Origin of the sequence: Brevibacterium sp. HMSC08F02 (genome assembly GCF_001807555.1) — a bacterium.
Lineage (GTDB): Bacteria > Actinomycetota > Actinomycetes > Actinomycetales > Brevibacteriaceae > Brevibacterium > Brevibacterium ravenspurgense.
Genome location: NZ_KV789359.1, coordinates 20,575 through 32,263, shown reverse-complemented (window position 1 = coordinate 32,263; position 11,689 = coordinate 20,575). Strand labels below are relative to the sequence as shown.

The window sequence follows — 11,689 nt, the reverse complement described above, 5'->3', positions numbered from 1 at the left end:
CCTCGTCAGTTCAGGACTGTCAGCAGCCCAGGCGAGCGGCCAGGTAGGACTCCACCTGGTCGAGCGCCACGCGCTCCTGGCTCATGTCATCGCGGTTGCGGATGGTGACCGCGTTGTCATCGAGCGAATCGAAGTCATAGGTGATGCAGAACGGCGTGCCGATCTCGTCATTGCGGCGGTAGCGGCGACCGATAGCGCCGGCGTCGTCGAATTCGACGTTCCAGCGACGACGCAGCTTGTCAGCCAGTTCGCGTGCCTGCGGGGACAGCTTTTCGTTGCGCGACAGCGGCAGAACAGCAGCCTTGACCGGCGCGAGCCTGGGGTCGAGCTTGAGCACGGTGCGTTTGTCTACCCCGCCCTTGGCGTTGGGAGCTTCGTCTTCGACGTAGGCATCGACGAGGAACGCCATGAGCGCGCGCGTCAGGCCGAAGGACGGTTCGATCACGTACGGCGTGTAGCGCTCACCCGTGGCCTGGTCGAAGTACTGCATCTTCTGGTTGGAGTGCTCCGTGTGACGGCCCAGGTCGTAGTCGGTTCGGTTGGCCACACCCATGAGCTCGCCCCATTCACCGCCGGTGAAGCCGAAACGGTACTCAAGGTCGATCGTGCCGTCGGAGTAGTGTGCGCGCTCGTCTTCCGGAACATCGAACTTGCGCATGTTGTCCGGGTTGATGCCAAGCTCCACAAACCAGTTCCAGCAGTCCTCAACCCAGGAGTCGAAGAACTTCTGCGCGTCATCGGGGTGGACGAAGAACTCAATCTCCATCTGCTCGAATTCGCGGGTGCGGAAAATGAAGTTGCCCGGCGTGATCTCGTTGCGGAACGCCTTGCCGATCTGTCCGATGCCGAACGGCGGCTTCTTGCGCGCGGCAGTCACAACATTGGCGAAGTTCACAAAGATGCCCTGCGCGGTTTCGGGGCGCAGGTAGTGCAGGCCCTGGCCGTCATCAACAGCACCCAGGTAGGTCTTGACCAGCCCCGAGAACATCTGCGGTTCTGTCCAGTTGCCCTCCTGACCCGTTTCCGGGTCGCGGATGTCAGCCAGACCGTTTTCGGGTTCCTTGCCGTGCTTGGCGATGTAGGCCTCGATGAGGTGGTCGGCGCGGTAGCGCTTGTTGGTGTGCAGGGACTCCACGAGCGGGTCGACAAAGGTTTCGACGTGGCCGGATGCTTCCCACACCTGACGCGGCAGAATGATCGACGAGTCGAGGCCGACCATGTCAGCCCGACCGCGCACGAAAGCCTGCCACCACTGCTGCTTGATGTTCTCCTTCAGCTCAACGCCGAGCGGACCGTAGTCCCAAGCTGAACGTGACCCCCCGTAGATCTCTCCGGCCTGGAAGACGAAGCCTCGCCGCTTGGCCAGGGTGATGACGGAATCCAGAGTCGATGCCACAGATGCTCCTTGATGCGTTGTGCAGCCGGTTCGCTGCCGGTACGGGGTCGCTGCGATTGCGCAGCCTCCATAAGGTTACCGAACTCACGGTCATTGGCGACGCGGCGGGCACGGGTGTGGCTTAGACTTGAACCTGCACCCAAACCGTGTGCGCCGACAGGCAGCGCAGCATCTTCTGCGCACTCGGCGCTTAATCTCTCTGGGCTTTCTGTGCGTTTATGAGTGCACACCGGCCTAGAACGGGCAGATCGCCAATTCAGTTCTCAGCGATCAAGCGTGCACACGCACAGAAACGAGTCCCATGGACAGCGCAGAAAACCACGCAGAAAACACCTCGGCAGGCACCGCGCAGCAAGACAGCCCGCAGTTCTCCGAATTCGACCTCCACCCCTCCGTTCTCGCCGCGATCTCCGATCTCGGCTTCGAATCCCCCTCGCCCATTCAGGCGCAGACCATCCCGCTGCTGCTGGAAGGCCGTGACGTCATCGGCCTGGCCCAGACGGGAACCGGCAAGACCGCCGCGTTCGCCCTGCCGATGCTGACTCACCTGGCTGATGCCGGACGTGCCGACGACGGCCCGTTCGCGCTCATCCTCACTCCCACCCGGGAACTGGCGATCCAGGTGGCCGAAGCACTCACGAGCTTCGCGGCGAACCTGCCCGACTTCTCGGTTCTGCCGATCTACGGCGGACAGTCCTACTCCCCGCAGCTGGCCGGCCTTAAGCGCGGCGCTCAGGTTGTCGTCGGAACGCCCGGCCGCGTCATCGACCACCTCAAGCGCGGTTCGCTCAAACTGCAGAACCTGCGCCACATGGTGCTCGATGAAGCAGACGAAATGCTCAAGATGGGCTTCCAGGAGGACATCGAAGAGATCTTCGCCGCATCCGGCTCCGCCCGCCAGGTAGCGCTGTTCTCCGCGACCATGCCGTCGTCCATCCACCGGATCACCGGGCAGTACCTGGAAGACCCGGCAGAGGTCCGCATCAAGCAGGCCACCGCAACCGGTGCGAACATCCGCCAGCGCTTCCTGACGGTCATGCACTCCAACAAGCTCGACGCGCTGACCCGCATTCTCGAAGTCGAGGAAGCCGACGGCATCATCATGTTCGTCCGCACCAAGCAGGCAACAGAAGAACTGTCGGAAAAGCTGCGGGCCCGCGGCATGCGTGCCGCCGCCATCAACGGCGACATTCCCCAGCAGGCCCGCGAACGCACAGTCGAAGCGCTGCGCTCCGGTTCGATCGACATTCTGGTCGCCACCGACGTTGCTGCCCGCGGTCTTGACGTCGAGCGGATTTCGCTCGTGGTCAACTACGACATTCCGCTGGACACGGAGTCCTACGTCCACCGCATCGGCCGGACGGGCCGCGCCGGACGCACCGGTGAGGCGATCCTCTTCGTGACCCCGCGCGAACAGCGCATGCTGCGTTCAATTGAAAAGGCCACCCGCCAGAAGGTTGAGCCGCTGACCATGCCGACGGTCGACGAACTCGCAGATTCCCGCACCCAGAAGTTCAAGGAGCAGATCTCCAAGGCACTCGCCTCAACCGACCTGTCGGAGCTGCGTCCCGTCATCGACGCCTACGAACTCGAACACGATGTCCCAGCTGCCGACATCGCTGCGGCACTGGCGGCACTCGTGTTGGGCACCTCAACCCTGAAACCGGAACCGCTGCCCGAACCGAAGGCGCGCCCCGACCGCAATGAACGCGCCCGCACCGCAGAGGGCATGACCACCTACCGCATCGCAGTCGGCCGCAACGAGCGCGTCAACCCCGGTGCGATCGTCGGCGCCATCGCCAACGAGGGCGGCATCACGAACAAGCAGATCGGCCACATCAACATCCGGTCGAACCACTCGCTGATCGACCTGCCAGAAGACCTCGACCCGGCGGTTCTCGACCGCCTGAAGAACACCAAGATTCAGGGCAAGCGCATCGACATCCGCGTTGACACCGGCCGCCCCGGCCGCCCGTTTAAGCGCAAGGACCGCAAAGCCGGCTCCGACCGTCCGTTCAAGCGCGGCGGCCGTGGTTTCCGCAATGACAAACGCGGCGGTGACCGCCGCCGCTGAGAGCGGATCCCCGACTGAACCAGTCAGCGTTCACGCTTAACAGCAAAGCGGGCCCGAGACCAGTTTCGGGCCCGCTTCTTCTGTCTGCTCAGCGCTTGCCGGCAACCTTGTCGACGGCTCCGCCGAAGCGCCGGTCGCGGCTGGCATACTCTTCGATCGCCTTCCACAGCGTGGTCCGGTCGACATCCGGCCACAGGACGTCCTGGAAGACCAGTTCGGCATAGGCCGACTGCCACAGCAGGAAGTTCGAGGTGCGCTGCTCACCGGAAGATCGCAGGAACAGATCGACATCGGGTAGGTCCGGTGCGTAGAGCCGTGCAGCCATTGACTTCGCGGTCACTTTGCCGGGCTTGAGTTTGCCCTGAGCGACCTCCCGCGTGATCTCGTTGACCGCATCGAGGATTTCAGCCCGCCCACCGTAGTTGACGCAGAACTGCAAGGTCATGCGGGTGTTGTTCTTCGTGCGCTCACGCGCAACCTCAAGTTCCTTGATGACCGAGCGCCACAGACGGCCTTCCCTGCCCGACCACACCATGCGCACTCCCAGGGCGTCGAGTTCATCAACCCTGCGGCGAATGACATCGCGGTTGAAGCCCATGAGGAAGCGCACTTCTTCCGGGGAGCGCTTCCAGTTCTCCGTCGAAAATGCGTAGGCCGACAGCACCTCGACGCCCATTTCCAGGCTGCCGTAGATGACCTCCATCAGCGAGGCCTCGCCGGCTTTGTGGCCTTCTGTGCGCGGCAGTCCGCGCTCATTCGCCCACCGGCCGTTGCCGTCCATGACAACGGCGATGTGCTTTGGAATGAACTTCGATGGGATCGCCGGCGGCTGGGCGCCCTGCGGGTGCGGGGGAATCGGCTGATGCTTCACGCCGCCATTATGGCAGGACAGCCGTTCAGCGCTCCAACAGCGCCAGCGATTTCACACGCCTCTCCAAGTGCCACTGCACAAAAGCTGTCACCACTTTTGACGCCGCCTGCACGTCATAGTCGGCAACCGTGCCAGGCTCAGGCCAGTCTGCCGTGCTGATCCTGTGCAAGTATGCCAACGCATCGGGCCCGGGGAGGTGCTCCCCTCCCCGCCTGCATGCCTGGCACACGGCACCTCCTGCTTCAAGGGAGAACGCGCGGTGCGGACCAGGAGCCCCGCAGCGGGCACAGTCGATGAGACTCGGCGCCCAACCGGCCAGCGACATCGCCCGAATCAAATAGGCGTCAAGCGACGAGCGCGCAGGATGTTCGCGCCGACACATAGAGCGCAGAGCAGCAACCAGCAGAAGAAACTGGTCTTCCGTGTGGGGATCGTCTTCCGTCAACCGCAGAGCGGTCTCTGCCATTACGGAACCCGCGGTGTAGTAGTCGTAGTCGGAGATGAGCCCTTGGGCGAAGGGCTCAATAAGCTCCACCTGCGTGACAACATCGAGGTTCCTGCCCCGGTTGGCCTGCAGGTCGATCATCATGAGCGGTTCCAAACGCGAACCGAAGCGGCTCGAAGTTCTGCGAACCCCCTTCGCAACGGCGCGGACTACTCCGCTGCGGCGCGTGAGGATCGTGACGATCCGGTCGGCTTCGCCGAGCTTATGGGTGCCCAGGACAACACCCGCTTCACGATATTTCCTCACCTGTCCATTGTCCCCCACACGCCACGAGGCGGTGCGTCGGCACCGCCTCGTGAGCTTGTTTCGTTCTTTGGGGTCAGTCGTCGCTGTTGTCCCGCAGGTAGCGGTTGACAGCCGAGATGACGGCCTTGAGCGAAGCCTTCGCGATGTTCGGGTGCATGCCCGCACCCCACATGATCCGGTCGCCGATCATGACTTCAACGTAGGCGGCAGCCGCAACGTCGGCACCCGCACCGACAGCGTGTTCGGAGTAGTCCTGTACGCGCATGTCGAGGTCGAAGTTGTCGTTGAGGATGTTGACCAGGGCATTGAGCGGTCCGGTACCCAGCCCCTCGAATTCCCGTTCCTGACCGTCGATGCTGAGCGCCACCTCGACCTTTTCGGCGTGGCGGCCGGCCTCGTCATCGCCCAGCGATTCAGTGCGCAGCCCCTTGATGCGGAAGCGGCCCCACGCGTTGTCGGTCGGCAGGTATTCGTCGCTGAAGGCAGACCAGATGGCCTCTGCGGACAGTTCCCCGCCGCCGGCGGTGACGTTCTTGATGACCTTGGAGAACTCCACCTGCATGCGGCGCGGAAGATCCAGGCCGTACTCGGTCTTGAGCAGGTACGTGACCCCGCCCTTGCCCGACTGCGAATTGACGCGGATGATCGCTTCGTAGCTGCGGCCGAGGTCCTTCGGGTCGACCGGCAGGTACGGCATGTCCCATTCCATGAGGTCGATCGGGGTGCTCGTTTCACGCGCCCGACGCTCGCGTTCGGCAAAGGCCTTGTTGATGGCGTCCTGGTGGGAACCGGAGAACGAGGTGAACACGAGGTCACCCCCGTAGGGGTGGCGTTCGTGCACGCCGATCTGGTTGCAGTACTCGACCGTCTGGATGACCTCGTTGATGTCAGAGAAGTCCAGTTCCGGGTCAACGCCCTGCGTGTACAGGTTCATGGCAACCGTCACGAGGTCGAGGTTGCCGGTGCGCTCACCGTTGCCGAAAAGGCATCCTTCGATGCGGTCGGCACCTGCCATGAGGCCAAGCTCCGCCGCTGCGACACCCGTGCCGCGGTCGTTGTGCGGGTGCAGCGACACCGCCACATGGTCGCGGTACGGGATGTGGCGGCAGAACCATTCGATCTGATCGGCGTAGGTGTTCGGGGTGCCGCGCTCAACAGTGGCCGGCAGATTGACGACAGTGTCGCGGCCCTCTTCCGGCTGCCACATGTCGAGCACTCCCGCGACGACATCAAGTGCGAAATCGGGTTCCGTGTCGACGAAGATCTCCGGCGAGTACTGGTAGCCGAAGTCGGTGTTCGGCAGGACGGATTCGGCTGCCTTCATGACGGCTTGGGTTCCGCGCAGCGCGATGTCCTTCGTCTGTGCGCGGCCGTCGCCGTCAAAGCCGAAGACGACCGAGCGGAACACCGGCGCCGTGGCGTTGTACATGTGGATGGTGGCCTTGTCCGCGCCGATGAGCGATTCGGCGGTGCGCTCGATGAGGTCTTCGCGGGCCTGGGTCAGAACCGAGATGCGCACATCATCCGGGATCATGTCCTTTTCGATGATGTGGCGCACGAAGTCGAAATCCGGCTGGCTGGCCGAGGGGAATCCGACTTCGATTTCTTTGAAGCCGATCTTCACCAGCAGTTCGAACATCTTGATTTTGCGTTCGACCGTCATGGGGTCGATGAGCGCCTGGTTTCCGTCGCGCAGGTCGGTCGACAGCCAGCGCGGTGCGCGGGTCAGACGCTGGTCCGGCCACGTGCGGTCGGACATGTCAAGGTCGATGCGGTCGAAGAACGACTTGTACTTCGTGAACGGCATGGGGCTTGGCTTCTGCAGATTCGTCATGTGATCTCCTTGGGTGGTCTTCAGGCGACCGAACAGCACTGACTCCGCGACGAGGGTCGGCCTTGTTCAGGACTCGCCGCGGCAGCTAAGGAGAAGCAGACGCATACTGTGACCCTACTCTCGCGCCGTTGAGTCTCGAATTATTGTCTTAGCGTTTGAGACAGGCCCGTGTCAGTCGAACTTGAACGCTGCCTTGCGCACGTGGAAGGTGCCACCCGGGCCCTTGCAGCGCACACCGTCTTTCTGCGATGAGCACTCAAAACCGTGGGCCTTGATGGTTTTGCCGTAGCCCAGTTCTTCCGGGCTTGGACCTTCGCCGACGTTCTTGCACGAAAAGCCGGAAGCCTTCTTGGTCACTTCCGCAACGCTTCCCCACTCGACGTCGTCAGAGCAGTTCTCCGGTTTTTCACCGGGCGAGTAGTCGAAGCTGTAGACGGTGCAGCGTGCACGGTCCTTGTAGATGACGCACGAAATATTGCCCGACGGGGTGATGAACGCTTTCGCATCCGAAGCATCGAAGGTCGGGGTGCTTTCGGCTGGTTCGCTCTCTTCGGGTTGCGCTTCAGACGACGCGCCGCCCACCTCCGGCGGTGCAGTTGTTTCGACTTGGTCATCAGAGGACCGCATGTCAAAGAAGATGTACAGGCCACCGCCGACGAGGAACAGCGCCAGCACGGTGGTGAAGGCGATAGCGGCCCACGGAAGATTCGACTTTTTCTTCTTGGGCTCTTCTTGCTGCTGCGCGTCCTGGTGAGGAGCCTGAGCTGATGCGGCCGCGTAACCCGCCGATGCGTGGCCGGCCGGCGCATAACCCGCGTAACCCGCCTGCGGACCCATCTGCGGACTGAACTGCCCAGCTGCCTGTCGTCCCCCGTGGTGCACCTGTTGGGCACCTACAGTCGGAGCTGTCGGAGGCACGGGAGGAGGCGGAAAAGCGTCAACGTCCGACTGCGCGCGGATGGCAGGCCGCTCTGGCGAAACCGGTGGGGCTGACGGCGCGGACGAACCGGACCGAGGCGGTGCTGCCGGCGGAGGAGGCGGTGTGAATCGCTCTGCTTCGGAAGAGCGCTGCCGACCGATTTCGCTGATTTCGTCCAGGCTCATTTGGCGAGTCGAATCGCCATCGACCTCGCTGTCGAAGATCTCTCGGTGCAGGCTCCCGGCCCCAGAGCTGTTTTCGGATGAAAAGCCTGGGCTGCCGTTGGACGGTGTGCCGTTGGAACCGGCGTCGGACGGTTTGCTCATGCGGTGCAGTCTAGCCGACACTGCCGTACGGCAGGCTTTCGGCAGAACCGCGCACCTACTGCAGACACGCCCGGTCCACCGTCTTGCACGTTCGGAATGAGATACTGGGCTGCATGGACAACGCGCGATCGAAGTCGCCATCCGCGAAGCCGTGGTGGATAATTCCAGCGGCCGGTGTTCTTGCCGGTGCGCTTGCACTGGCTGTAGCAGCCGCCAACCAGTCGACCCCGGCGATCGCCGAAGGCGATCAGCTCACCGCGCCCACCCTGCGCACACCCGGCGATTTTTCCGCACCCGTTCTGCACATCCGCGGCGGTGACAGCAGCGAATTCCACACCTCAATCCCCCAGCTGGGCCCCAAAACGGCCGCCCAGATTCCCCAGGACACCCAACAGGTGATCGTGTCTTCAAGTCCGAAGAACAAAGACACCGCCGTCACGACAACCCTGTATGAGCGCACTGATGGCGGCTGGCAGCAGAAGCTGTCGTTTGCCGGACACAACGGCGAAGCCGGGTGGAAGGAAAAGCGCAAAGAAGGCGACCTGTCGACCCCTGCGGGAGTCTTCACGCTCACTGATGCAGGCGGCTACCTGCCCGACCCGGGCACGAAGATGCCCTACACACAGGACAAGAGCCTGCGCGGCAGCGCGGAGGCCGTCTACGGAGACGACTACACGCAGGTCTACGACTACGTGCTCGCAATCGACTACAACCGCAAAACGGGGGTTCCGCCCACCGACCGCACCCGCCCGCAGGGCAAAGCCCCCGGCGGCGGCATCTGGCTGCACGTCGACCACGGAAACAGCACCCACGGCTGCGTGACCGTCGACCGCGAAGACATGGGGACCATCCTCAAGGCACTCGACCCCGACAAGAACCCCATGATCGCCATGGGCAGCGCTGACTTCCTCGCACGTTAAGAGTCTGTTCGTGGCCGCCTCACAGCACTTGCAGCAGATCTTCCCCTCGCCTGTCGACCTCGCACCCGACCCGCAGGAAGAAGTCCTGACCGAACTCTACGATTCGACCGCGATTCCATCGGATCGCCCACGCGTACAGTCGAACATGGTGCAAAGCCTCGACGGCAAGATCGCAGGCGCGGACGGACTGTCAGGAACCATCTCCAGCCCCTCGGACAAACGCGTCTTTGCCGTCCTGCGCTCCCTGGCCGATGTTGTCATCGTCGGTGCGTCCACTGTCCGCGAAGAGGGCTACACACGTCTGCCCGCGCGTCAGCGCTTTGCTGAAGCCCGGCAGGCCCGCGGACAGGAACCAGCCCCGGTGCTGGCGATCATCACCGGCTCAGGGAACCTCGACATCGAACACCTGGTCTCTGCCGGCAGCGGCCGCATCATCGTGTTCACAACAACTGAGGATGCCGAGGTTCTGCAGCGGCTGCGCAGCAGTCTTGACGAAGTCATCCGCGTTGACACCGCTGACCCGCACACAGTGCTGACGGCACTGGCCCAGCGCGGATTCAAGCGCGCCCTGTGTGAAGGCGGCCCGTCCCTGCTGGGCGCATGGGCAGCCGCGGGCGCCATTGATGAAATGTGCGTGACCACCAGCCCGCTGCTGGTGGGCGGCGATGGGCCGGGCATCCTCGGTCAGGTCGAACTGGACGGCCCCGCCGACCTGCGCCTGTTGTCAGCCGTCGAAGGCGACAGCACCCTCATGCTGCGTCTGGGTTTCCAGACTGCGTAGGAAACGCGCCACGTCGTCTTCCCACGCGAGCCGATCCACATTCCATTCCTTGGTGTGCCGCGCTTTTGTGTAGTGCGGCATTGTCACGAGGTCCCGACGGAAGCCGGCGAGCGCACGCGACGGCCCCACCGGCACGAATTCGTCATCTTCGGAGTGGATGAGCAGTGTGGGGACTCTCAGGTCGGCCGCGCGCTTGACCCAGTCCATGCGGTCAAGGTCCAAAGGCGTTTCCAGACCGGTGAGTCTGCGCGCCCACGGCTGGGTGATCATCTGCAGCGTCAGCCTGGCAATCGGGGTGGGCAGCAGGTTGAGCCGGGCCTGGTGGTCCAGAACGTCATACCAGTCGACCACGGGTCCGTCGAGCACCATGGCGACGATGCTGTCTGCGTGACGGCCCCGGGATGCGGTCTGGAACGCAATTGCGGCACCCATCGACCATCCGAACAGCACGATCCTGCGCGCCCCGTTGGCCAGGGCGAAGTCAATTGCACGGTCAACGTCAAGCCATTCGGTATCCCCCAGGCCGTATGTCTGGTGGCGTTCAGCTTCCGGGTCGTTGCGATAGGACATGGCGATTGACGGAATCCCCACCCGGTCAAGAACGGCAGCCGCACGCAGCGTTTCCCGGCGAGTTCCGCCTCGGCCGTGGATCAGGATGGCCCACGTGTCTGACGGCTGTGCCGCGGTGGTCGGCAGGAACCACGACGGCAGCGCCCCAACATCAGAGCTGATGACGATGTTTTCGCACGGAAGGTAGAGGTCTTCTGGCCCCATGTGGACGGTTCCCGTCCACCGACCCACGGAAGCGTGACGGATGTCCCCGCGCAGCACTGTGTCGACTTTCCGGCTGACGGTTGCGGAAACGGGGTCGTATTCAATGAGATCGCCGATGCGGGCGAAGCCTTCGTCGGTGCCATTGCCGAAGTACAGGCCGTATGTTCCGGGAACCAGAGTGTCCGGCGTTGCTTCCAGGTGGATGATCATGTCGTCGTCGAAACCCTCGACGTGTAGGATCCGCACATCGTTTTTGGCTTTTCCGGGTGTGACGACTTTCCGTGCGAAGTAGACGGCAAGCCCGGAAGAGGCAATCGAGACAAGAGCACCGATCCCGATGCCGATGCCGAGCCCCGCTGCCAGGGCTCGTGCTGTCTTGGACTGGATAGGCTGTGCCACCTGGTTACCTCCTGCAGAACAGTTTAGGGTCGGCTGACGCCGGTGTGCCAACGTGGCCGGAATTCTTCGCACCGAACACAGTTTTCTACAGTTGAGTCATCACCGGCACACAAAGAACAGGAGCTGACATGGCTGACGCAGCAAACAGAACAGAACAGGAATGGCAGGAGATTCTCTCCCCGGAGGAGTTCGCTGTGCTTCGCCAGGGTGGAACGGAACGGCCGTTCACCGGTGAGTACGACGGAGTGTTCCGCGAAGGCCGCTACCTGTGCCGGGCGTGCGGGGCGGAGCTGTTCACCTCGGATACGAAGTTTGATGCCCAGTGCGGCTGGCCGGCGTTCTATGCACCGCTGGCTGAAGACCGCGTGCGCTACATCCGCGACGAATCAATGGGAATGGTCCGCACCGAGGTGCGGTGTGCCGCCTGCGACAGCCACCTGGGCCACGTCTTCTACGGTGAGGGCTTTCCGACCCCGACCGATGCGCGGTACTGCATCAACTCCATCTGTCTGGAACTCGTGGAGGACTGACGAGGCGGAGCTCACCTGGTTCTGGCTGGCTTTTGGTGTGCCAGGGCCGGGTTGGGCTGTGGGAATGACTGTGGCCGCCGGAGTATCCGGCGGCCACAGTCGTTCGGTCAGCGC

Annotated in this window: 10 protein-coding genes; 4 read left to right on the top strand and 6 right to left on the bottom strand. The window is 63.2% G+C overall.

Annotation, left to right across the window (positions count from 1 at the left end):
• Positions 1 to 19 precede the first annotated feature (19 nt).
• On the bottom strand, positions 20 to 1,396 hold the full coding sequence (locus tag HMPREF3172_RS06145) for a glycine--tRNA ligase (RefSeq protein WP_070516232.1): 1,377 nt from the start codon (positions 1,394 to 1,396) through the stop codon (positions 20 to 22).
• Positions 1,397 to 1,697: 301 nt separating this feature from the next.
• On the opposite strand from HMPREF3172_RS06145, the gene HMPREF3172_RS06140 reads away from it, so the two are divergent.
• Positions 1,698 to 3,470, top strand: a complete 1,773-nt coding sequence (locus HMPREF3172_RS06140; protein WP_070516230.1) for a DEAD/DEAH box helicase — start codon at positions 1,698 to 1,700, stop codon at positions 3,468 to 3,470.
• Positions 3,471 to 3,558: 88 nt separating this feature from the next.
• Here HMPREF3172_RS06140 and HMPREF3172_RS06135 read toward each other — a convergent pair whose 3' ends face one another.
• The 4 genes from HMPREF3172_RS06135 to HMPREF3172_RS06120 all read right to left on the bottom strand — a co-directional run bounded on the left by HMPREF3172_RS06135 (position 3,559) and on the right by HMPREF3172_RS06120 (position 8,171).
• Positions 3,559 to 4,341: an isoprenyl transferase gene (locus tag HMPREF3172_RS06135; protein WP_019175214.1), complete on the bottom strand. Its 783-nt coding sequence runs from the start codon at positions 4,339 to 4,341 to the stop codon at positions 3,559 to 3,561.
• 25 nt (positions 4,342 to 4,366) lie between these two features.
• A complete protein-coding gene (recO, locus tag HMPREF3172_RS06130; protein ID WP_070516228.1) occupies positions 4,367 to 5,092 on the bottom strand; it encodes a DNA repair protein RecO in 726 nt (241 codons plus the stop codon).
• A gap of 73 nt (positions 5,093 to 5,165) precedes the next feature.
• Positions 5,166 to 6,926 (bottom strand): 2-isopropylmalate synthase, encoded by a 1,761-nt coding sequence (gene leuA / locus HMPREF3172_RS06125; RefSeq protein ID WP_070516226.1) that lies wholly within the window; start codon positions 6,924 to 6,926, stop codon positions 5,166 to 5,168.
• A gap of 171 nt (positions 6,927 to 7,097) precedes the next feature.
• Entirely contained in the window at positions 7,098 to 8,171 is a 1,074-nt protein-coding gene (locus tag HMPREF3172_RS06120; protein ID WP_070516224.1) for a DUF6636 domain-containing protein, read from the bottom strand.
• 113 nt (positions 8,172 to 8,284) lie between these two features.
• On the opposite strand from HMPREF3172_RS06120, the gene HMPREF3172_RS06115 reads away from it, so the two are divergent.
• The gene (locus tag HMPREF3172_RS06115) at positions 8,285 to 9,091 is read left to right on the top strand and encodes a L,D-transpeptidase family protein (RefSeq protein WP_070516222.1); all 807 of its coding nucleotides are present in this window, start codon (positions 8,285 to 8,287) and stop codon (positions 9,089 to 9,091) included.
• Between the two features lie 10 nt (positions 9,092 to 9,101).
• Entirely contained in the window at positions 9,102 to 9,872 is a 771-nt protein-coding gene (locus HMPREF3172_RS06110; protein WP_062020920.1) for a dihydrofolate reductase family protein, read from the top strand.
• Here HMPREF3172_RS06110 and HMPREF3172_RS06105 read toward each other — a convergent pair.
• On the bottom strand, positions 9,816 to 11,045 hold the full coding sequence (locus HMPREF3172_RS06105; protein WP_070516219.1) for an alpha/beta hydrolase family protein: 1,230 nt from the start codon (positions 11,043 to 11,045) through the stop codon (positions 9,816 to 9,818). The genes HMPREF3172_RS06110 and HMPREF3172_RS06105 overlap by 57 nt on opposite strands.
• Before the next feature lie 128 nt (positions 11,046 to 11,173).
• Between HMPREF3172_RS06105 and msrB the strand changes: the two genes are divergently transcribed.
• On the top strand, positions 11,174 to 11,575 hold the full coding sequence (gene msrB / locus HMPREF3172_RS06100) for a peptide-methionine (R)-S-oxide reductase MsrB (protein WP_070516218.1): 402 nt from the start codon (positions 11,174 to 11,176) through the stop codon (positions 11,573 to 11,575).
• The last annotated feature ends 114 nt before the right edge of the window (positions 11,576 to 11,689 follow it).